Annotated in this window: 18 protein-coding genes; 5 read left to right on the forward strand and 13 right to left on the reverse strand. The window is 36.3% G+C overall.

The annotated features are described in order from the left end of the window. The first annotated feature begins 30 nt into the window (after positions 1-30). Positions 31-480 (forward strand): septal ring lytic transglycosylase RlpA family protein, encoded by a 450-nt coding sequence (locus tag ACO05S_RS09375; RefSeq protein ID WP_421921252.1) that lies wholly within the window; start codon positions 31-33, stop codon positions 478-480. Here ACO05S_RS09375 and ACO05S_RS09380 read toward each other — a convergent pair. From ACO05S_RS09380 to ACO05S_RS09395, 4 genes are all read right to left on the reverse strand, one after another. Next, a complete protein-coding gene (locus tag ACO05S_RS09380) occupies positions 470-1,231 on the reverse strand; it encodes a succinate dehydrogenase/fumarate reductase iron-sulfur subunit (protein WP_421921253.1) in 762 nt (253 codons plus the stop codon). The genes ACO05S_RS09375 and ACO05S_RS09380 overlap by 11 nt on opposite strands. A 49-nt stretch (positions 1,232-1,280) precedes the next feature. Beyond that, entirely contained in the window at positions 1,281-1,631 is a 351-nt protein-coding gene (locus ACO05S_RS09385) for a four helix bundle protein (protein ID WP_421921254.1), read from the reverse strand. A gap of 82 nt (positions 1,632-1,713) precedes the next feature. Next, positions 1,714-3,654, reverse strand: a complete 1,941-nt coding sequence (locus ACO05S_RS09390; RefSeq protein WP_421921255.1) for a fumarate reductase/succinate dehydrogenase flavoprotein subunit — start codon at positions 3,652-3,654, stop codon at positions 1,714-1,716. A gap of 20 nt (positions 3,655-3,674) precedes the next feature. Then, positions 3,675-4,331 carry a succinate dehydrogenase cytochrome b subunit gene (locus tag ACO05S_RS09395; protein ID WP_421921256.1) on the reverse strand — a complete coding sequence of 219 codons (657 nt, stop codon included), beginning with the start codon at positions 4,329-4,331 and terminating at the stop codon, positions 3,675-3,677. Between the two features lie 455 nt (positions 4,332-4,786). Between ACO05S_RS09395 and ACO05S_RS09400 the strand changes: the two genes are divergently transcribed. Continuing rightward, positions 4,787-5,578 carry an alpha/beta fold hydrolase gene (locus tag ACO05S_RS09400; protein WP_421921257.1) on the forward strand — a complete coding sequence of 264 codons (792 nt, stop codon included), beginning with the start codon at positions 4,787-4,789 and terminating at the stop codon, positions 5,576-5,578. A 373-nt stretch (positions 5,579-5,951) separates the two neighbouring features. Here ACO05S_RS09400 and ACO05S_RS09405 read toward each other — a convergent pair whose 3' ends face one another. Both ACO05S_RS09405 and ACO05S_RS09410 read right to left on the reverse strand, forming a co-directional pair. Next, positions 5,952-7,682, reverse strand: coding sequence for a bifunctional metallophosphatase/5'-nucleotidase (locus ACO05S_RS09405; RefSeq protein WP_421921258.1), 1,731 nt, complete (start codon positions 7,680-7,682; stop codon positions 5,952-5,954). Between the two features lie 81 nt (positions 7,683-7,763). Then, positions 7,764-7,958: a DUF1289 domain-containing protein gene (locus ACO05S_RS09410; RefSeq protein WP_421921259.1), complete on the reverse strand. Its 195-nt coding sequence runs from the start codon at positions 7,956-7,958 to the stop codon at positions 7,764-7,766. A gap of 149 nt (positions 7,959-8,107) precedes the next feature. On the opposite strand from ACO05S_RS09410, the gene ACO05S_RS09415 reads away from it, so the two are divergent. Next, complete coding sequence (locus tag ACO05S_RS09415; RefSeq protein WP_421921260.1) at positions 8,108-8,350, forward strand: hypothetical protein; 243 nt, start codon at positions 8,108-8,110, stop codon at positions 8,348-8,350. Positions 8,351-8,712: 362 nt separating this feature from the next. Here ACO05S_RS09415 and ACO05S_RS09420 read toward each other — a convergent pair whose 3' ends face one another. The 3 genes from ACO05S_RS09420 to ACO05S_RS09430 all read right to left on the reverse strand — a co-directional run bounded on the left by ACO05S_RS09420 (position 8,713) and on the right by ACO05S_RS09430 (position 15,247). Then, the gene (locus tag ACO05S_RS09420; protein ID WP_421921261.1) at positions 8,713-11,175 is read right to left on the reverse strand and encodes a helix-turn-helix domain-containing protein; all 2,463 of its coding nucleotides are present in this window, start codon (positions 11,173-11,175) and stop codon (positions 8,713-8,715) included. 239 nt (positions 11,176-11,414) lie between these two features. Next, the gene (locus tag ACO05S_RS09425) at positions 11,415-12,662 is read right to left on the reverse strand and encodes a hypothetical protein (protein WP_421921262.1); all 1,248 of its coding nucleotides are present in this window, start codon (positions 12,660-12,662) and stop codon (positions 11,415-11,417) included. 32 nt (positions 12,663-12,694) lie between these two features. Further along, positions 12,695-15,247: a TonB-dependent receptor gene (locus ACO05S_RS09430; protein WP_421921263.1), complete on the reverse strand. Its 2,553-nt coding sequence runs from the start codon at positions 15,245-15,247 to the stop codon at positions 12,695-12,697. Between the two features lie 743 nt (positions 15,248-15,990). Between ACO05S_RS09430 and typA the strand changes: the two genes are divergently transcribed. Further along, positions 15,991-17,787: a translational GTPase TypA gene (gene typA / locus ACO05S_RS09435; protein ID WP_421917766.1), complete on the forward strand. Its 1,797-nt coding sequence runs from the start codon at positions 15,991-15,993 to the stop codon at positions 17,785-17,787. 363 nt (positions 17,788-18,150) lie between these two features. On the opposite strand, the gene ACO05S_RS09440 is transcribed toward typA, so the two are convergent. From ACO05S_RS09440 to ACO05S_RS09455, 4 genes are all read right to left on the reverse strand, one after another. Next, positions 18,151-19,740 carry a DUF6029 family protein gene (locus ACO05S_RS09440; protein WP_421917767.1) on the reverse strand — a complete coding sequence of 530 codons (1,590 nt, stop codon included), beginning with the start codon at positions 19,738-19,740 and terminating at the stop codon, positions 18,151-18,153. Further along, on the reverse strand, positions 19,737-20,234 hold the full coding sequence (locus ACO05S_RS09445; RefSeq protein WP_421917768.1) for a TlpA family protein disulfide reductase: 498 nt from the start codon (positions 20,232-20,234) through the stop codon (positions 19,737-19,739). The genes ACO05S_RS09440 and ACO05S_RS09445 overlap by 4 nt, the downstream gene beginning before the upstream one ends. Before the next feature lie 79 nt (positions 20,235-20,313). Beyond that, positions 20,314-21,144 (reverse strand): Omp28-related outer membrane protein, encoded by an 831-nt coding sequence (locus ACO05S_RS09450; RefSeq protein WP_421917769.1) that lies wholly within the window; start codon positions 21,142-21,144, stop codon positions 20,314-20,316. Positions 21,145-21,271: 127 nt separating this feature from the next. Beyond that, the gene (locus ACO05S_RS09455; protein ID WP_421917770.1) at positions 21,272-21,493 is read right to left on the reverse strand and encodes a ferredoxin; all 222 of its coding nucleotides are present in this window, start codon (positions 21,491-21,493) and stop codon (positions 21,272-21,274) included. Between the two features lie 207 nt (positions 21,494-21,700). On the opposite strand from ACO05S_RS09455, the gene ACO05S_RS09460 reads away from it, so the two are divergent. Beyond that, entirely contained in the window at positions 21,701-22,123 is a 423-nt protein-coding gene (locus ACO05S_RS09460; protein ID WP_421917771.1) for a hypothetical protein, read from the forward strand. Positions 22,124-22,151 lie beyond the last annotated feature (28 nt).

Here is a 22,151-nt window from a genome sequence, read left to right on the forward strand (position 1 = left end):
TATCAGTTTTATTATGAAACTTCTAAATAGATGAAATTACTTGGTTTTATTATGGCACTTATTTTTTTAAGTTTTGCTGCAATATCTCAGGATTTAAAAGAAGAAGCGGAAGCTGGTAAAGCTAGTTTTTATTCTAAGTATTTTGAAGGGAGAAAAACTGCTAGCGGAGAAATATTTAGACAGAACAAGTTTACGGCAGCTCATAAAAGCCTTCCATTTGGTACCTGGGTAAAAGTGATTAATATGCGGAACAAATGCTCTGTAATTGTATGTATTAATGATAGGGGACCATTTGTTAAGGGAAGGATTATCGACCTATCGAAATCAGCTGCCAGAAAGATTGGGAATCTAAATGAAGGCGTATTCCAAGTGGAAATAAAGATCTATCAAAAGGATACGATTTACATCAAATCACCAAAAAAGAGCGCTACCCTAAGGCAACGCTCACCATATTTGGATTTCAGTCTAATTATTCTTTAATCTTGGCAGATAAGAACTCGCGGTTCAAACGAGCGATGTTTGCAATAGAAATTCCCTTAGGGCATTCCACCTCGCAAGCACCAGTATTGGTACAGTTACCAAAACCTAGCTCATCCATTTTAGCTACCATGTTTTTCGCACGACGAGAAGCTTCAATACGTCCTTGTGGCAATTTAGCCAAGTGAGAAACTTTGGCTGAAACGAATAACATAGCCGAAGAGTTCTTACAAGTTGCAACACAAGCACCACAACCAATACATGCAGCAGCATCCATTGCTTCTTCTGCATCGTCCTGAGAAATTGGAATTGCATTACCATCAGGTACACCACCGGTATTTACTGAGATGTAACCACCTGCTTGCAATACTTTCTCGAAAGCAGAGCGGTCAACAATCAAGTCTTTAATTACCGGGAATGCCCCAGCTCTCCAAGGCTCAATCGTGATTGTTTCGCCTTCTTTGAATTTGCGCATGTGCAACTGACATGTTGTAATGTCGTCGTCTGGTCCATGAGCACGTCCGTTGATAAACAAGCTGCACATGCCGCAGATTCCTTCGCGACAATCGTGATCGAATGCGATAGGCTCTTGCCCATCCTTAATCAATTGCTCATTTAAAATGTCCAACATTTCAAGGAAAGAAGTACCTCCTGAGATGTCATTGATTTTATAGGTCTCAAAATTACCTGTTGCTTTAGCGTTCTTCTGACGCCAAACCTTTATAGTTAATTCTTTAATTATTTTATCTGCCATTTTTTTAGCTTTTTAGTATCAAGATATTAGTACAAAGTATCAAGAAAAATTAGTTAAAGTTTTGTTTCAGAGCATGGATCATACGTTGAATTTCAGTGTTTAAATGAAATGCAACATTACAATTTACTTCTTGAACAAATTTTAAATCAATACAAAGAATTAAAAGCGATTCCAGTTCAAAAGAACTGCCATTTGCAATGTCTAAAAATCTAGCCATTTTAGTATTGGTTTTTCTTCCACATCCTTCTGCAATATTTGAAGGAATTGAAACCGCGGCTCTTTGCATTTGAGATACAAGACCAAATTTTTCTGTATCAGTTAACAAGACCGTAATAGAATAAATCTCCTTAACAAGAACTCTTGCTTTTCTCCAGACAATTAAATCTTTGAAATTATGCATAATGTCTATTGATTTTTTTCTTGATACTTGAGTCTCAATACTTGATACTAGAAATAATCGATACTAGTTACTACCTATTAAATTACTTATAGCTACGCTGCGTAAGTTCTACAGTTTCAAATACTAACTCTTCCTTATGCAATTCAGGTTCTTGGTTTTCTCCTTTGTATTCCCAAGCTGATACATAAGTGTAGTTGTCATCGTCACGTTTTGCTTCGCCTTCCTCTGTTACTGATTCTTCACGATAGTGACCACCACATGATTCGTTACGATTCAAAGCATCACGAGCCATTAAGTCACCTAATTCGATGAAATCAGCAACGCGACCTGCTTTTTCAAGTTCGATATTCATTGCATCAAAATCACCAGGGATGCGAACATCATTGTAAAAGTCTTCTTTGATCTTAGCAATCTCAGCAATTGCGAATTTCAAACCTTCTTCGTTACGAGCCATACCAACGTAATCCCACATGATGTTTCCTAAACGCTTGTGGAATGAATCAACAGACTTGCTGCCTTTTACATTGTAAAGTTTCTGTAGACGATCAGCAACAGCTTTCTCTTTTTTATCGAACTCAGGGTGATTTACATCAATACGTGGAGTCTGAATTTCGTCAGCCAGGTAATCGCCAATCGTGTATGGCAATACGAAGTAACCATCAGCTAAACCTTGCATCAAAGCAGAAGCACCCAGACGGTTACCACCATGATCAGAGAAGTTAGCTTCACCAATTGCATACAAACCAGGAACTGTAGTCATTAAATTGTAGTCAACCCATACACCACCCATTGAATAGTGGATTGCAGGATAAATCTGCATTGGCTCTTTATAAGGATCTACGTCAGTAATCTTTTCGTACATCTGGAACAAGTTTCCATAACGAGCTTCGATTACATCCTGTCCTAAACGTTCAATTGAATATTTAAAGTCAAGGAATACAGCTTTACCTTCAGCGTTAACACCAAAACCAGCATCACAACGCTCTTTAGCAGCACGAGAAGCAACGTCGCGTGGTACCAAGTTACCGTATGATGGGTATCTTCTTTCCAAATAGAAATCACGATCTGCATCAGCAATATCGTTTGGCCCCATCTCACCTTTCTGTAATTTTTCAGCATCTTCCTTTTTTCTTGGAACCCACACGCGTCCGTCGTTACGCAAGGACTCAGACATCAAGGTCAGTTTAGACTGCTGTTCACCATGAACAGGAATACAAGTTGGGTGAATCTGCACGAAACATGGGTTTCCAAAGAATGCTCCGTTTTTGTATGCTTGCCATGCAGCACCACCATTACATCCCATCGCATTTGTTGATAGGAAGAATACATTACCGTAACCACCCGAAGCGATTACCACTGCATGTGCTCCGTGACGCTCTATTTCACCGGTAACCAGGTTGCGAGTGATGATACCACGAGCTTTACCATCAACAGTAACGATGTCAAGCATCTCGTTACGCTCGTGCATTTCAATCTTTCCTTGTCCGATCATGCGGTTCATAGAAGCGTAACAACCCAATAGCAACTGTTGTCCGGTTTGGCCACGTGCGTAGAAAGTACGACTTACCAATACACCGCCGAATGAACGGTTAGCCAATGTTCCACCATACTCACGTGCAAAAGGTACACCTTGAGCAACACATTGGTCGATGATGTCACCACTTACCTCGGCCAAACGGTATACGTTTGCCTCACGTGCACGATAGTCTCCACCTTTAATTGTATCGTAAAACAAACGATAAATAGAGTCGTTATCGTTCTGATAGTTTTTAGCAGCATTAATACCACCCTGAGCAGCAATAGAGTGAGCTCTACGACCTGAATCCTGATAGCAAAATGCTTTTACGTTGTATCCCATCTCTGCCAAAGAAGCGGCAGCAGATCCACCGGCCAATCCGGTTCCTACAACGATAATATCTAATTTTCTCTTATTCGCAGGACTAACTACTTTAATAGTAGCTTTGTGTTTCGACCACTTTTCAGCTAATGGTCCGGCTGGAATTTTCGAATTTAATACTGTCATAACCGTTTAAATATTAACAATTAAGCAAAAAAGTGTAAATACAAAGGAATAATAATGAATCCGCCAGAAATAATAATTGCGTAGATATAACCCGCTTTTTCCAAACGAGCTCTCCAAATAATATTACTCATTCCGATAGATTGGAATGCTGACCAGAAACCGTGAGCCAAGTGTAATCCCAATAAGATTGCACCAACTACATAAAGACCAGTGTATACCAGGCCTGTTGATCCATTAGTAAATAAGTTCTTTACCAATTGATAATCGTCATGTACATTTCCCTGAATCTGAATTGGCACAAAGAAATGCATCAAGTGCATTACAATGAAAACCAAAACCAAACCACCCAAAACAAACATGTTTCTCGAAGACCAGGTACTGCTGTTACCCAAGTTCTGCGTAGCATACTTTTGAGGGCGAGCTTTCTGGTTTTGCAATGTTAAAATGATTGCATAGATGATGTGTACAATGAAACCACCAAATAATACGGGTTGTAATCCAAATCGAATTACTGGTGTTGCCATAAAATGTGCTCCGGCATTGAATAACTCTCCTGTGCTATCAAACATCAAGAAGGAATTCAAGATCAGGTGCACCAATAAAAATAGTACAAGGAAGAGACCTGATAAACTCATTATCAACTTTTTCCCAATAGATGAACTTAAAAAACTGCTCATAAGTTTAAAGATTTAATTAGACTGTTTATTATAAGCTTTTACTGTAATTTTTTGCAAAAGTAGATGCTGCCCACTGCTGAAACAATATTTAGGAACATATACAATTTATTTAGATTGATTCTAGCACGATCCTGAAAATCAGGTTTCTGAAAATCAGAAATATAAAACTACTTATAATTCTAACTATAAACCAATTAAGGAATAAATTCTGTAATGAATTTTTTTTAAACGGTGCAATTTATTAAATATTTGTATGCTATAGAACAAGCTTTTTTATATTCTTGTAATTTAGAATAAGGTTTTTACGAAGTGACCTAAATTTAGGGTGATACGTTAGTATTTGCAATCTAGAATACCCCCTAAACCCATAAAAGGGCTTATTTAGTGCAAGAATTGAAGTCACCCTTAGGGGTAAATCTGAATGAAGAATCAAATAATTAAATTATAAATTGAAGATGGATCAGTATTTAGAACTGGAAAATTGTCGTTTACGTTATCGAGATCAAGGAAAGGGTAATACCGTAGTACTTCTTCATGGCTATCTCGAATCAATAGAAACTTTCGAAACTTTTGCCAATGATCTTGCCCGCTTGGCAAGGGTGATTACAGTTGATTTACCAGGACATGGATCTTCTGAATTAAAAAGTGATTCATACAGTATTGATGAGATGGCAAAAGCTGTAGATCAGCTGGCAGAGCATTTGAACTTGGAGCGCATCAATATCGTAGGACACTCCATGGGCGGCTATGTTGCTTTAGCTTACGCTGATTTGTTCGCCAAAAAGTTGGAAAGTTTCTGCTTGTTTCATTCAAGCCCCAATCCTGATACAGAAGAAAAGAAAGCAAATCGCAGGAAAGAAATCGAAATGGTAAAGAGTGGCAAAAAGGAATTGATTTGTAAAAGCAGTATTCCAAATACTTTTTCGAATAATAATTTGAAAAAATATGCACACGAAATCGAAAGAATAACAAAGCTTGCTTGCAATACTTCTGATAAAGGAATGATAGCTGCTTTGGAAGCCATGATAAATCGCCCAGATCGTAATCATGTGGTAAAAGCATTAGATATGCCCAAAGTTAGCATCATAGGGAAGATGGATAATTTTATTCCTTTTCAGTTGGCAGGACAAATCGCCAAAGAAACCAATTTGACTCCATTTGTATTGCAAACATCAGGCCATATGGGCTTTATCGAGCAAAGGCAGGAATGTTTACGTGAGATTTTCCGCATTATTTACGAATGCTAAAGCAAGCACAAAGTACAGCTTAGGATATCACGAATAGCACAAAGAAAAATCCCGATAATATGCATTACTATCGGGATTCTTTAAGCTTTTTATTATTAACGTGAGTTCGACGTAAAATTCTATCCACAGAAAGTTATATTTGGGATAGATTTGCATTAAAAATATGGAAAGAATAGCGGGCTATTTTGAGGAATTTTTAATGTGAAGATGTCGTAAAGAGAACTTTCCATTATGTGTTTGTCTGCTTTCGGCATAAATTTCCTCAAATCTTCTTGAAATATCCCGATATTGCTTCGAAAATTTGAGAAAATTTCTACTCAAAATCAGATCAAACTGTGAACGAATTATACGTCGAACTCACGTTATTATTAGCTTAATTTCCATAAAGCAACTCATATTCTCTCTTACTTGCTGTTGCATGCCATTTTTCCGGAACAACTTTCCAGTTGTGATTACACTCTATATCAACAGTTCCTTTTTTTTCTATCCATTTCATTAGGTAGTAGCGAAGGTCTTTGGTCGTAGAGTTGATTAATCTGCTGTTTAATTCTTCTTTGCTTAGTCCGGAGCCTTTAGTCAGGTGATCGCCGCCACCATTTCCACGATAAGAATTTAGAGCAACTTTATAGCTTCTATTTTCATCAAATTTTTCACCCGAGCTCATACCCAATATAGATACTCTATCGCCATAAGGTTTTGAGATATCAAGGGTGTAATCAATTCCTTCGGCCGAATCGTAATTAAAATACAGGGTGCTCAGCTTGCTGCCCTTATCCGCAGCAGAAATATATAACATCGGATCTTTTGCCGATTTCATTTGTTGAAACCAATCCTTATAACTGAACTCAAGAAAATCTTTAATTTCTTTTCCGCTGAGGTTCATGGTATACAACAAATTTTCGTATCGATAGAGCTTAAATAAATCTCTCACTTGCAGTTGCCCCGAATCAATTGTTGCATTAAAAGAAAGGGGAGCCGCAAATGACACTTCTGCATCGGTTAAATCCATTTGTATGTTCTGGATCAAATCCATAAAAGGAGAATCGCCAAACATGGCATCTTTGGCAGAGATACTTCTTTCAAAACGGCCAACTTCTCTCGAAACATATGCCTCAACCTCTTTAAACCTCGAAGCAAAATGATCGACATACGCTTTCGAGCTTTGCACATTCTTTATTTCAACAAGCTTTGGGTGTAGAGTTTTATCGTATACTTTTTTCACCTTGTTCCAGCTTAAATCAACAATTACTTCGGCTAAAAATTCTGCTTTGTTTTTCGGATTGATTACCAAAACGTTTTTCTTTTCGGGATTTTTAAACCATGAAATTCTTTCGCGATGATCGTGTCCGCAAATAATCATATCGAAACCCGAAACTTGTTTGGCAACCAAAATAGATGCGTTTTCGTGACTGAGCTCAGATTTCTGCTCTTCGCCAGCACCGGAGTGAAACAATCCGATTACAAAATCAGCTTGTTCTTTTTCATTAATGATTTTGATCCACTTTTCTGCCGATTCAATCATGGGTTCAAAGTGCATTCCCGACCATATTTTTTCGGGCAGCCACTTGGGAATAGCAGGCGTTATGATGCCCAAAACAGCAACCTTAACACCTTGTTTTTCAATAATTGAATAGGGTTGAAAATAGGGTTTGCCATCGGAATTTCGAACAGCATTGGCTGCCAACCAAGGAAAATTAAATTCTTTTACCAGCTTGTCGTAAACTTCGTGTCCGGGTTCAATGTCATGATTCCCAACTGTGGCAGCATCGTAAGCCATAAAGTTCATTACATCAGCACAAATGTGCGTGTTGTCTGTTTTCTCAAAATTCGAGTAATAAACCAAAGGATCTCCCTGCAAGATATCTCCGTTATCCAATAAAATAACCTCGGCATCAGATTTTTCTCTTTCTTGCGAAAGGTATTCATAAACTTGCGCCAAAGATGTATTGGTTTCCCGGTCGTTTACCAAATCATAAGGAAATAATGCTCCGTGCACATCGCTGGTGGCATATATTTTTAACTGTAGTTGATCTGCTTTGTGATGCCCGCATGCAGACAAAATCAGCATCAATATCAAAGAATAAAATATCCACTTTAAGTACATTTTATTGGCTGTTTTTTAGTGTGATTTGAAATAAGCTTAAAGTTATAAAAAAGAACAATGTCGTTTTGTTAAGCTTTTGTTTCACCTAAAGAATACGCCTGATGAGGTATCAGGAGCATTGGTTCTTTTGCGAGCTTTTTCCAGCACTTCTTTCTTTTCAGCATCGCTGTAAAGCGACCAGTTTCCTATTTCTTCAATAGTTCTCTGACATCCGAAACATACGCCATTACAATCTTGGCGACAAATTTGAATACAAGGTGATTTTACTTCTTCCATATCTTGAATTGTTTTATTTAAACTGATTACAAATAAAGATTAAAAAGTCTTTTTTTCAAAATAATTGAATCGGACTGATATCCATTAATGCCTAATGTAAAGATTGTGAATTTGTACTGCAGCAATTAAACGATTTTGAAAGCATAGCTTTGCAACAAGCCGAAAGTGAAGTAGCCAAAAAAGATCCGGCAAATGTCACTAAGTTAAAGAAAGCAGCCATTAAAAAATTAAACGCCAATATAGTAGGTTATATGAACACCATGGCAAAGGTTGATCCGGATACGTGCAAGACGACAGCAAATACCATTGCCGAGTTAAAAGATAAAAACAAAGAATTGGTAAAGCTCTGTTGCTTAAAAAGCGATGAGGAAGTAGATGCTAAGCTAATTTAAATAAGAAAGAGACCTGAAAGCAAATGGATCACTTCTAACAGCAGAATACCAACCAAGAAAAATCCCGAACTTCTTCAAGTTCGGGACTTCTTCTAACCACTAATTACTAACCTAAATCTAATCTATGAAAAAACTTCTCTGTTTTGTACATTACAAATGTAGGCTGTAAGTGTGCTAAAAGCTTTGAATAAATGTTAAAGAAGTTTAAAAGAGGATAGAGATTTTATTTTGTGCCTCTTTTTCTTGTTGGAATTTGGTTCACTTTTAAGTCTCATATTAATATGCTCAAGAGTTCCACTTCGTTCCGGTTTCCTAGTAGGGGAAATTTTAAAATGAAAGGGCAGACTTAGCTTAATTGTGACTTACTCCTTCGCATTTTTCAAAAAAGCCTGAACATATCGCAATTCCGAGTAAGAATAATCATCACCTAATGCTTCTTTTGCGGGGTTTAAGGTTTCAAGTCCGCTAATTTTAAACTGTTCTTTAATCTTTTCAATTTTATCAGTCTCAACAAAATCTTTTAAATCCAGCATGCCTAAGCCCACATAATGCGCTAAATGCGATTCAATGGTAGTTGTTTTTAAATTCCTAAAAGCTGCAATCTCTCTAATGTTTTTTCCTTCCTGAAACAGTTCAAAACTTATTTCGTAGGTGCTGGGTTTTTTGGGCTTTTCTTCGGGTTCGGGAATAAAATTTAATAGTCCCAAACCTTTTTCTTGTCGATATTCCGAAACCAATTCAATAATTTCGTGTCCGTAGCGTTCAATTTTCTTTTTCCCAAATCCATGAATGGTATTTAACTGCTCAAGAGAGTAGGGAAGCTTGTTCGAAATATCAATTAAACTTTTTTGAGCTGCTATAAAGTAGATAGGGATATCATTTTTTTCGGCAACTCCTTTGCGCCAATTGTTTAATGTTCTTAGCATGGCCGGATGTTCTGCTTTTTCATCTGCAACATCACGCTTTCTTCTGGTTTTGCTCGTTTGCTTTTGCAGCATAGCCTGAGCTCTTGTATTTAAATAATCAGTCAAATTAAATCCGGTAATACAATCTTTTAAACAAGTGTATTTTACCGAAACGAACTCGTCTAATTCTTTTAAATCTTTGTTTACGGTTTTTTCAATGGACTGATTATCGGTATCGAAACTGTAATCCTTTAAAATCGAAATGAGCAATGATTCTAATTTCTCCGAAAAATATTCAGCAGCTTTTTTAATTCTATTTTGCGCATTATCGTTTTCTTCCAAAACAGTTTGCCTGCAGTAATTTTGAATTTGCGGCAGAAACTTCTCACTTACATCATATAGCTCAGTTTTTACGGCATTGTCGGCATTTCTCATTTTCTCAGCCAAATCGCCATGAATGCTTTTACCATTATCAGTCAAATACCTGTTGGTATAAGCAAATTTTTTATTGATTTCCTTAAACGAGAACAATTCCTCTAAGAGTTGGTGCTGAAAATGGGCTTTGGCAGCAAGTAAATCTTGTTCTACGGGAGGGTTTTGCTCAATGTATTGGGTAAAGCTCGAAACCGCATGATCGCATATGATTCCGCTTCTGTTCAATTTCGATTTTAATACCACTCCGTCCAATGTTTTGCATCTGCTTAGTGCCACATAAACTTGCCCGTGTGCAAAGGCAGCATTGGCATCGATAATGGCTTTTTCGAATGTCAAGCCCTGGCTTTTATGAATGGTAATTGCCCAAGCCAATTTTAAAGGATATTGAGTAAACTGTCCCACCACATCTTCCTCAATCTCTTTGCTTTTGTCGTTAATACTGTATTTGATATTTTGCCATTCTTCGGGGGTAACATCAATTTCAGAATCATCACCCTGACAAATAACGGTAATCATATCTTCCTTAAATTGGCTAATGCTACCTATTTTGCCATTGAAATATCGTTTTTTGGGAGAGCTGTCGTTTTTTACGAACATGACTTGTGCTCCAACTTTTAATAGAAGATGTTCATCGGTTGGGTAGGAGTATTCAGGAAATTGTCCATCGATACGGGCAGTAAATCTTTTGGGTTTTTCTTCGAGTACATCCAGTTTCTCTTCATTAATTTTTTGTGCCCTGGCATTGTGAGTTGTTAGTGTTATGTAGCCATCTTTATCAGAGGGATTAAAATCGGGCAAATATCTCTTTTCCAATTCCTGATACGATTCAGAAGAGAGATGATTGTTTCTAATTTCATTCAGTATCTGAATAAAATCCTGATCTTTTTGGCGGTATACATGTTTTAACTCAATGCTAACATGCTGTGAATTCTTAAAGGCTCTGCTACTAAAGAAAAAAGGAGTTTTATAGTGTTGATTTAAAAGGCTCCATTCTTCGTGTTTTACAACTGGCGGCAATTGTTGTAAATCGCCAATCATTAAAACTTGTGCACCACCAAATGGCAGATTTTGGTTTTTAAATTTCCGCAGAACTTCATCAATTCCATCCAGCAAATCGGCTCGAACCATACTAATTTCATCAATAATCAGTAGATCCAAAGACTTTATCAGATTGATTTTTTCTTTTCGGTATTTCTTGATAAAGGTATTGCCTTTTACATTGGCCGAATTTCCTTTATCGTTTAGGATTTGATTTGGCAGAATAGGGCCAAATGGCAATTGAAAAAAGGAATGAATGGTTACGCCTCCTGCATTGATAGCTGCAACACCAGTTGGTGCAACTACAACCATTCGTTTGGGAAGTTCGTTTTTAAGTTGCTTTAAAAAGGTGGTTTTGCCAGTGCCGGCTTTTCCGGTAAGAAAAATTGTTGCATTGGTATTTCTAACGAATTGATGTGCTAGTTCGAGTTGTTTATTAGATTCCATTTTGTACAGATCAGTATGAAAGGAATAAAATTACAAAATGGAATTTAGATTAAACAATAATTGGGTAGCAAATTCATCAAGATCCATTATAAAGTGGGTTTTGAGCATGGTTGGCTATACCAATACCAATTCAAAATCAGAAGTTTGAATGTAAGCCCTGCTAAAGAATTGAAATGATATCCAAAACAAAAACCCCGAATCGTTGTGATTCGGGGTTTATATTTGATATCAATAAAAGATTAAATATCTTCTACAACCTCAAGGGTAATAGCATCACTTCCTCCGGTACCATTGTAATAGGCATAAGTAATTTCGTAAACATCACCTACGGCTAATTCAAAATTGGCTTTTAAGATCTTTGTAATTTTTGGAAGGATTGCCGCAACAATCTCTTCTTCGCTCATATCTTTTGTATAGAAATTATGATATTTACCATCACCAACCAATTCATAATCTGCATTAACTAACGTATAAGTTTCTGTTGCAGCTTTTTCTGAAACAACTAGTTTTACTGGAGGCACAAACACCCAAGTTCTATCTTTATATGCAACTAAAGATGATTGAGTAATTGTTTGAGATAAAGTTTTAAGTACATATTCGCCTGTTGCCCAGTCAAACTCAACATTAACACTTTTTCTCCAGCCAGTTTCTTCAAGCGTATAACCTACATACAGATTTCTGTGCAATCCATAATATACATACTTAATTTCTTTTTTATCACCTACCACAGCATCAGGATACTTTGCTATTAAGAAATCTGGCAAATAATCATCAACCTTAATTGATGATGTAAAATTATCAAACTTACCTGGATCTCCCCAATCCTCACCAAATGAATCGTAATCATCTGAAGTCATTTCATAAGCGGTATCTTCATCATACCCATAATCTTTGTCAGAATTTACCCATACAGTACCATTATATTCGTACTCTACATATCTGTCTCCTGTTCCATAAAATTTGTAGTTCAATAATTTATAGTCACCTACTTTAGCAATTGGGAATCTTCTATCCATGAAAGCAAGTAAATATTCATCAATAGGCATATTCTTATTAAAACTACCATATTCACCAGGCTCATCTTCACCATCTCCAAGAAGGTCATAATCATTATTAGTTAGTTTATGAGCCTCTGGATCCATATCTCTATCATAAGAACTAGGAATATAGAAATTATAACTCACAGTATATTCAAGACCTGGCTCTCCATAGAATAATTTATTATTTAGAATTTCAGGAAGAAAATCTGCTACTGGTGCATACTTCGAAAAGTTTTTATAGTCCTTAACACCTTGGTCTGAAGACAAAGCATAATCAGCTTCGATTAATTCATAACCATCTTCAATAAGAGTTTTATCCGAGAAAAATAATTGCTCTTCGTATTCATCGGCATAAGCCTTATCTACTTCTTCATAAACATCCTCCATTGGGTCACAAGCTGTGAACATCAATGCAAGAGCTGATGCCATATATAATATTTTTTTCATCTGTCTATTTTTTAAGTTTAAACCAAGTTAGATTAGAATTTCACTTTTAAACCTGTTGACCAAGTTCTTCCAAATCCGTAGTAAACCAAAGCATCACTTGAAACGTGAGTTGTACCATCTTGTGCTTTAGAAATATACTCTGTATCGAATACATTGTTCATGTTACCATAGACAGAAGCTTTTAAACCTGCAATTTCAAATCTGTAGTTGAAACCTAAGTCAACCAAACCAACATCAGGCATTTTCCAGGCATCACCTGGAACTGATTTTGCACTACGTTTCGAAGCGTCAAAATTAGCATAGTGTTTCCCATAGTATAAGTAATCACCGTTAATGGTCAAATTAGGGAGTACTTCATATCCTACTGAAATTGATCCTGTTATTTGAGCAGAGTTACCCACGTGTACATCTTTAATAACAGCACTAAATTCATCAATTAATTCATTTGTATCCTCATCGAATATAGCAGCATATACATCATCTTCGTAAATCCAATCACCCCATGAGAACATGGCATCAATGCTTATTTTCTTAGAAGGTTTATAACTTGCTTCAAACTCAATCCCTTGGTGCAATTGATTCAAACCACTCAAGTTTACTTTTTCCTGAACTAAAGTCTGTATCAAACCACGATCTCTCCAATTGGTTCTATACAGAGTAACTTGAGCATCGAAGTTAGATGAAGTGTATTTATAGCCAAGTTCAGCAGTGATGATTTTTTCATACTTCACATCTTCATTCACATCGTTTCTATAATTTAAGAATACGTTGTTGAAGTATGGAGTTCTTTGTACATAACCTCCGTTTGCAAATACAGAGTGAATAGAGTTGAACTTATAGCTAACACCTGCTTTAACATTCCATGGGAAGAAATGCTCCCAATCAGTTTCTTGCTCACCTGGTGCATAGTTAAAGTAATCAATTCTTTTGTATGATTTTCTTGAGATCGCAGCAGAAACGAAACCAGTTACATTGTCACCAGCATATTCAGCCTGACCGAAAAGACCAGTGTACATCACCTTACCATCATTGTAGTAAGAATACTTGTCACCTTTTTTCAACCAAGTATCTGCATCTCTGTTTAGATCTTTATGATCAAGGAAGAATGCGCCACCTAAAAGATCTTCAACTTCTCTGTAATGCTCTCCTTTGTAATATCTTAAATCAAGACCACCAGTATAAGTAATCGCTTGTTTGGTCATTGTTAATGAAGACAATAAACCAATCCAAGAGTGATTATTTACTGAGTTACCAATAATTGCTTGAGATCCTTCAGCAGTGTATGTAGCATTTAATGCTGCTACGCCCTCAAAGTCCAATAAACCATCTGCTGTTCTCATAATACCAACTTCATCTTCTCCAGTATCATCATTCACACTCAGCCAATTATCTTGCTCACCTGAAACGCGACGACCACCTCCTGAACCAATAGATCCATAAAGAGATGTTGTTAACAAGGTTTCTTCGTTAATATTCCAATAGTGGTTCAATTGAGCCTGTGGCTTGTGGTAGTAATTGTAACCATATCCACCACCATAAATCTTACCTTCACGGATACCATAGTCAGAGTTGAATTTCTCCTCGTGTTTATGTTGTCTGTACTGCTCGATTGTGTGCTTGTTACCACGCTGGTTGTGCCATTGTGGAGCCCCAGTAATCATGAATGACATAGTGTGCTTGTCGTTGATCTTTTTTGAAACATTTGCATAGTAAGACCAAGCATCAAAATCAGTACCTCTAACATAACCGTCACCATAAGTATGAGAACCCAATAAAGTAACAGCCCAGCCATTCTCCATTAAACCTGTGGAAACAGAAAACAATTGCTTCCTATAACCATCGTTACCAATACCGGTTTTAATAACGCCACCTTTTTTAGCATCAGTCGATTTTGTAAGGATATTGATTGTACCACCAACTGAAGATAGACCTAATTTAGATGCTCCCAAACCACGCTGAACCTGCATAGTTCTAGAAACATCAGAAAGGCCAGCCCAGTTCGACCAGTAAACCTTACCATTTTCCATATCGTTAACAGGGATACCGTTAATCAATACTCCTACATTGTTTGAATCGAAACCACGAACGTAAACAGAAGCATCACCAAATCCACCACCTTCTTTCGAAGTGTAAATAGATGGAGTCGTTTTTAAGATCTCAGGATACTCCTGCGATCCCAATTTGTTCTCAATAAGATCGGCACTAACAGTAGAAACAGATACTGGTGTTTGACGATCAGTAACAACCGAAGCCATTACACTTACTTCATTCAAACCAACAGCATCCGATTCCAGTTTGATTTCACCCAAATCTTGTGCTCCTACTAAGGTGATTTCCTTATCGAGGAAACCAACAAAACTTACAATAATTTTTGATGTTCCTTGAGGCACTTGCAAAGCAAAAGAACCATCAAAACCTGAAACTGTACCTAAAGTTGTTCCTGGTACAGCAATTGAAGCCCCTGGTAAACTCTCACCAGAACCTCCGTCTACGACCACACCTTTTAAGGTGGTTTGAGCAATAGCTGCAACGGACAGCATTAATACAACTGCCATTGTCAAAATACTTCTCATAACATTTTTCATAAAAACGAATTGTTAGGTTAGTAATCATGTGGCAACATGCCACAAAATCATTACACTTTCCTTGGAGTAAAGGATTATAAAATGGTTTGGTCAAAATTTATTAACAAATCATCAGCCATCATATGTTTATGGTACATTCGATAAAACAATTGGTTAACCGGTAACTTATCGCTGGCTCAATCACCGAGGTTATTTTTACCTGTAACCAAATATTATATCAAGTTTTAAGCTGATCACTCTTGCATTCCGAATTTGGAAGAAAGTATCTTTTGTCGATTTTCATAACAAAAAGGCAATCTGCCAAATGATTCTTTTAAAAGTGATTATACTTCACCCATAAAACAATACAAATCTCAAACTAGTTAATAAAGCTACGAAGATATAATTGATGTTATCCGCAATGGATTTGATTCTAAAATTAAATTATATCTCCAAATCGCATTGCAAATCTATTGGATTTATCCCATTCATCCTGTTAAGCGAATTTTAAATAAGTGCTAATTTAAGTTTTACATTTTTGGGTTGACTTAAATAAATCACTACCAAAACATTTATTCCCAAAAATAAAACGTACTTTTGCAGCCGCATTTTTAGTAGCGCAATCGATTCTGATACAATTAATTCAAAATTTTTTGTGTGCGAATCTTGACATTAACTAGGAGAAGCTTTACAATGAAAGCAGTCTTTTTTTTCAATTGATATTACCTGATTTTTAAGACATAGAGTCATAAAGAAGATACGAGATGAAGAAACTAAGAAACATTGCAATTATCGCTCACGTTGACCACGGAAAAACCACCTTGGTTGATAAAATGATAATGCACAGCAACATTTTTAGAAAGAATGAAAATCCGGGTGATTTGATCCTGGATAACAATGACCTGGAAAGGGAGAGAGGGATTACCATTTTATCGAAAAACGTATCTCTTGAATACAAGGATGTTAAAATCAATATTATTGATACTCCTGGTCACTCCGACTTTGGTGGCGAGGTTGAGCGTGTTTTAAATATGGCCGATGGTGTACTTTTATTGGTTGATGCCTTTGAAGGAACCATGCCTCAAACTCGTTTTGTATTGTCAAAAGCTTTGGCTTTGGGATTAAAACCTGTTGTGGTTGTAAATAAGGTTGATAAACCAAACTGTCGCCCCGAAGAAGTACAGGAACAAGTGTTTGAATTGATGTTCAACCTTGAAGCAACTGAAGAGCAGTTGGACTTTCCTACAATTTATGGATCGGCGAAGGAAGGCTGGATGTCGAAAGATTGGAAAACTCCAACCAATGATATTACTGCAATTCTTGATGCAATTCTGGAATACATTCCGGAACCAAAAGTTTTAGAAGGAACTCCACAGATGCTGATTACATCTTTAGATTTCTCTAATTATGTAGGCCGTATTGCTGTAGGTAGAGTTCACAGAGGTCAATTAAGAGAGGGAATGGACGTAAGCCTTGCAAAACGTGATGGTAGTGTTAAGAAATCAAGAATTAAGGAGTTGCATGTATTTACTGGCTTAGGAAAAGAAAGAGTTTCTAGCGTAGAATCTGGTGAACTTTGTGCACTAGTTGGTATTGATGGTTTTGATATTGGTGATTCAATTTGTGATATTGAAAATCCTGAACCATTAGATCCAATTGCAATTGATGAGCCAACCATGAGTATGTTATTTACTATTAACAACTCTCCATTTTATGGACAGGATGGTAAATATGTTACTTCTCGTCACTTAATAGATCGTTTGGAGTTAGAATTGGAAAAGAACCTTGCATTACGTGTCGTTCCTACTGATTCTGCTGACTCTTATAATGTATTTGGTCGCGGTGTACTTCACTTGTCTGTTTTAATTGAGACAATGAGACGTGAAGGTTATGAACTTCAGGTTGGACAACCACAGGTAATTATTAAAGATATTGCTGGTGAGAAATGTGAGCCAATTGAGATACTATATATTGATCTTCCTGAAGATGTATCAGGAAAAGCAATTGAGTTGATTACTCAGCGTAAGGGCGAAATGTTAACTATGGAGCGTAAAGCTGATCGCATTCACCTTGAATTCCACATTCCATCAAGGGGAATTATTGGATTGAGAAATCAGATTCTTACTGCAACTGCAGGTGAAGCTGTAATGTCTCACCGCTTCCATGAATACCAGCCTCATAAAGGTGAAATTCCTGGACGTATTAACGGTTCGTTAATTGCAATGGAAACTGGCACAACATTCGCGTACGCACTTGGAAAACTGCAAGATCGTGGACGTTTCTTCGTAGCACCTCAAACTGAAATTTACAAAGGACAAGTTGTAGGAGAAAACACTCGCGCTGGCGATTTGGATATTAATGTTACCAAGACCAAGAAGCTAACCAATATGCGTACTTCAGGTACTGATGACAAGATTCGATTAGCTCCTCCTGTTATCTTTACATTGGAAGAAGCATTGGAATACATCCAAGGTGATGAGTATGTTGAGGTAACACCAAATAGTATTCGAATTCGTAAAATTTTACTATCAGAACACGATAGAAAAAGAGCGGCAAAATAAAAATCAATAAGCTTTGCAAGTACTTGATTTGGCAATTTTCAAATCAAGTATATGCTTCGGCTATTCTAGGAAGAGTCACTTCCCGGACAGACGGTAAGCCTTCCCGGACACAAGTCATGAGCTCCCGGACATGGGGGTACGGCTTCCCGGACAGGAGGTTTGTTGTCCCGGACAGGAATATGCCATTGCCTGGTGGTAAGGAAGGACTGCCTTGTGGTAAGGAGCCTATAAAATAAGGGAATCCAAAGATTCCCTTTTCTAAGCAAGTAGTGTAAACTGGTAAGTTACCACTCACTTTTGGCTGTTAAATAACGTGAGTTCGACGTAAAATATCAATCATGTTGATTTATAATTGAATTGGAATTAAAGCTTCCAAGATAAATTCATACTAAGAGCCTTGGCGCCGGGTAAAAATTTACAAACTCCTCCTACACAGGTGTAACCATCTCGTGTTTCCCCATAAGACAATGCTATTCTTGATTTTTTATGAGCATAGGCGGCACCAAACAAATAATAATGTTTCTCTTCTTCTCCAAAATTATACTGATCGGAAACAAATACCGAGAAACCTTTACTGTTGGCATATTCAATTAAAAAGGAACCCCAGTTTCCCAAATCGTTTTTGGTAGACATAAATCCAAACTCTGTTTTTACAGAATGCTTTTTATTGATTTTGGTTAATAAATCAGCAAGAAAAACATGTGAATAAACCAACTCTTTCCCTTGAATATCATCCTCTACTAAGAATTTATTGTATTCCTGATAGGTATATTCTGCGATCAGCTTATAGCGTTTGCTTATTTTCTTTTCGATTTGTAAGCCATGTTCGCTTAGCATTTTTTCGCGCCAGTACAAAAACTTGCCTTCGTTGTTTTCCAAGTCATTCTGACTGTAAAAAACCGATGAATTCAATTTTAGTTTGGTCCCATATTTACCACCCAACGAACTATTCTTTTTGAACTTATAAAAAACTGAAGCATTAAAGCCTATCTCGTTGTTTTGCTTCGATTGATAAGTGTAAATGTTATAAATATTGTACGAATGAATATTGGCGATACTAGGAATGTAATTCATGTTATAATTAAATACATCTTCATCCTTTCTGCCATCTCCATTTCCATCCAATTCCCTTTCATAAAGCACTTGCATATTGTCAACGGCTCTGAAATTTAGGTTGATACCAAATCCTTTAACAGAGTACGATGGAGAAATCTGCAAAGCCTTCCCTTTGCTTCTGCTATATAAATTTAAAACATTGGCGTCAGGGGTTTTATAAGCAAATTCTGTATTCAGGTTAAAATTGCCAAAGTTTAAACCAAGTCTTCCAGAATACAATTTTACATTATCATGCTGTGTTGTTCTCCTATTTGTAAATTCCTCTTGCTTTAGCAGAGCCGAAAATCCTAGAGTTAATCCCGTGTTTTTAATATCAAAATTTAACTCGGCATCGGCTCCATATAAAGTAACATCTTGGGTGTCGAAGTAAAAATTTGGCTTTCCGGCAATAGCCTTAAAACGCAAGAAATCATACGGTGCGTAATTTACGCTCACCCCAAAGGTCGATTGGTCAATCCCAATGTCTCTTTCTCGAAAAGATCGATAAATTAAACCTCCTCCAAATTGTTCGTAGAAATCACCCAAGCGCACATTTAATTTCTTCGATTGATAAGAAACGTATTTCTTCGTTAATCCATGATCATCATAAGCAATTGCAAATCCAAGCAAAGGATTTGGAAAGTAACTTTCAAAGGTTCCTCCAGCCTCAAATTTTCCATATCGGTACGATAAATCCAAGTAATTGTTGGAGGCAAAATCTTTGTCTCTGATATTTTTAGCAATATCATTAATATAATATTGCGAGTTCGACTCAAGGGAGGCGTTTAAAACTCCTTTTTGCTGCGAAAATCCCGCCAAGGGAAAAATTACGAGTAGGATATATAAGTACTTTCTCATTTCGAGTTCAATTCTTTAAATTTCTGATACAATTCATATTCTGCTCCTACGGTATAGGATGTTTTTTCATAAACGATTTCTCCCTTTTTATTTACAATCAGAGAGTAAGGAATGGAGCCTATATTTAAGGCACGTTTTAATTCGCTATTGCTATCAGAATATACTTCAAAGGGCCAATCGTTGCCATTTACAAGACTCTTTAAGTTTGCATTCGATTTGCTATCGTCTACCGAAATGGCAATCATTTCAAAATCCGATTCACCCTGCCAATCTTCATATTCGTCAGAAATTGCATTCATTTCGATTAAGCACGGTTTGCACCAAGTTGCAAAAAAACAAATTACCGTTGCTTTATCATTCAATATAGTTTTGATATCGGTACTTTTCCCATTTAAATCTTTGATCTTGATTTCGGGAATTTGTTTTTGTGAAAAGGCACTTATCCCAAACACAAACATGACCATGAATGCTGAAAAAAATTTTATTCGTTTCATTTGTTTATTGTTTTTCTAGTTAATGCAATTATTAGCATTCACAAATAAATTATTCTTGGAAATGTGATATTGGTTTTCGTTACTCTTCCTCTGCATGAAAATCAACCTGCTCATTTGCCGAGACGATTTGTGTATTTAATACCTCATCAGAAGATTCAACAAAAACAACCACTTCAAGATTATCTGAGTTCTTACCTGCAATACTAAAGGTCTGGCTTGTTTCATATACATTCTCACTTGCACTTTCTGAACCCGGAATATTTTGTTGCAATACAGCTTGCTGAAGAACATGATTGTGATTAAAATTGCTTATAGATCTTGGTGAAGATTGGTATTCAGAACCGCTAAACTGATAATTGGTTTGTGTTGCAACAATGTTATTTTCCAACAAATACACAGTATAATTTAAGGTTGAAAGATTTTTGTAGAATTTAAACTTAAGGTTTACATTTAAGTTGGTTCCGTTCACTTCCGGATTGATGGCAATGGCCACTTTTGAGCTCCTTGTATAATCGGAAGCGCTAAAATCATTTCTAAACGAATGACTGGTATGTTTATCTACAATAACCGTGGTTTGAGAACTTACTTTATTTTCGCTGGCAACATTAATCGCTGTTTCATTTTCGAGTTCTGATCCCAAAAAATGAATGGCCACAGGAACAAATACACTCTTATCTGCATTCTCTGATTTTTCTATGGCCAAAATACAATTGCCGCACCAAGTGGCCACGTAATCTTCTATTAATACTCTTTTGACAACAGTAATTCCACTATCTGAAGCTTCGGTATTTTCTTCTCCTGAGGTTTCATTCGGACTATCCTCTACAACTAACTTCTCGTCGGAGGAACAAGCAGATAGAATCAGAACAATAACTGATAATAATATCTGGTAAGTAATTTTTGCTTTCATATGGTTTGATATTTTAATTCAACTTCTATATGCAATATCAAACTATAACTAAAAAAGAAATGTGAGCCAGATCACCAAAATAGTGTTTTCTCAAAAACACCCCTCAAATACATATTTGGTTTTGATACTATTCTATTCTTATACAATTGACAGGGCAAATTTCTACTGCTTTTTTGTTTTGCTCTTCTTCATCAGTAAGTATATCAAGCACAAATTCATTTTTTAAATGATAAGCACCTATCAAATCACACTTTCCATCTTCCTCATTCATATCCCAAAAACCTGGTGCAACTCCAACACAATATGCACAGCCAATGCATTTTTCTCTTCGCTGATATACTTTTCTCATACGTAAAAAGTCTTCTTTAAAATAAGAATTTTAATAATTCTCAAAAATAGTATAATTATTTTTTTAATTTTTTCTTGTTGATTTACTGGAAGTTACGATTTTATTTTGAAAATATTTAGTACTATGTATTGCATATTACCTTTTTTTCTATGTATGTTTGTATAACAAACTTATAGGTTAGAGATAGTATTATTTAATTTTATACAAATGAAATCCTTATTAAAAGACAAAATATTGAGAATTACACTACTAACATTAGTAGTGGTTGCTTTCTCCATTGAGTCGAAGGCTCAATTGTTAACAATGGACAGACTTATAAAGCCATTTCTGAATTTTAATTCTGAAGCCATGAGTGGTGAAGAGTCTCCATCGGAAGAACTGAACAATGAAAAAGGATACCTAGATAATGGCATATTAATTTTTAAGGAAAATTTAAAAGTTTGCAAAGACATAGTTTCAGGAAGCTCTCAAAACAAAGATCTAAATGAACAAACAATTTTAAATACTGAAAACAAATGCATTAACTGCAAAGACAATACTGCCATTAAACAAGACACAGTAGCAAGAACAAAAAAGAAGCGATCTAAAAAGTTCAGAAATTTCCCTGGAAACATTAGATCAAGAATTTAAAACAGCAAATATGATTTAAACAGTATAA

This window comes from Marinifilum sp., from assembly GCF_965230805.1.
Taxonomy (GTDB): Bacteria; Bacteroidota; Bacteroidia; order Bacteroidales; family Marinifilaceae; genus Marinifilum.

Bases quoted from the DNA above. Each gene is read 5' to 3' on its own strand.
- ACO05S_RS09400 (WP_421921257.1), top strand. From the start codon at position 4,787: ATGGATCAGTATTTAGAACTGGAAAATTGTCGTTTACGTTATCGAGAT.
- ACO05S_RS09385 (WP_421921254.1), bottom strand. From the start codon at position 1,631: ATGCATAATTTCAAAGATTTAATTGTCTGGAGAAAAGCAAGAGTTCTT.
- typA (WP_421917766.1), top strand. From the start codon at position 15,991: ATGAAGAAACTAAGAAACATTGCAATTATCGCTCACGTTGACCACGGA.
- ACO05S_RS09440 (WP_421917767.1), bottom strand. From the start codon at position 19,740: ATGAGAAAGTACTTATATATCCTACTCGTAATTTTTCCCTTGGCGGGA.
- ACO05S_RS09420 (WP_421921261.1), bottom strand. From the start codon at position 11,175: ATGGAATCTAATAAACAACTCGAACTAGCACATCAATTCGTTAGAAAT.
- ACO05S_RS09445 (WP_421917768.1), bottom strand. From the start codon at position 20,234: ATGAAACGAATAAAATTTTTTTCAGCATTCATGGTCATGTTTGTGTTT.
- ACO05S_RS09375 (WP_421921252.1), top strand. From the start codon at position 31: ATGAAATTACTTGGTTTTATTATGGCACTTATTTTTTTAAGTTTTGCT.
- ACO05S_RS09395 (WP_421921256.1), bottom strand. From the start codon at position 4,331: ATGAGCAGTTTTTTAAGTTCATCTATTGGGAAAAAGTTGATAATGAGT.
- ACO05S_RS09410 (WP_421921259.1), bottom strand. From the start codon at position 7,958: ATGGAAGAAGTAAAATCACCTTGTATTCAAATTTGTCGCCAAGATTGT.
- ACO05S_RS09430 (WP_421921263.1), bottom strand. From the start codon at position 15,247: ATGAAAAATGTTATGAGAAGTATTTTGACAATGGCAGTTGTATTAATG.
- ACO05S_RS09390 (WP_421921255.1), bottom strand. From the start codon at position 3,654: ATGACAGTATTAAATTCGAAAATTCCAGCCGGACCATTAGCTGAAAAG.
- ACO05S_RS09380 (WP_421921253.1), bottom strand. From the start codon at position 1,231: ATGGCAGATAAAATAATTAAAGAATTAACTATAAAGGTTTGGCGTCAG.
- ACO05S_RS09425 (WP_421921262.1), bottom strand. From the start codon at position 12,662: ATGAAAAAAATATTATATATGGCATCAGCTCTTGCATTGATGTTCACA.
- ACO05S_RS09405 (WP_421921258.1), bottom strand. From the start codon at position 7,682: ATGTACTTAAAGTGGATATTTTATTCTTTGATATTGATGCTGATTTTG.
- ACO05S_RS09450 (WP_421917769.1), bottom strand. From the start codon at position 21,144: ATGAAAGCAAAAATTACTTACCAGATATTATTATCAGTTATTGTTCTG.
- ACO05S_RS09460 (WP_421917771.1), top strand. From the start codon at position 21,701: ATGAAATCCTTATTAAAAGACAAAATATTGAGAATTACACTACTAACA.
- ACO05S_RS09455 (WP_421917770.1), bottom strand. From the start codon at position 21,493: ATGAGAAAAGTATATCAGCGAAGAGAAAAATGCATTGGCTGTGCATAT.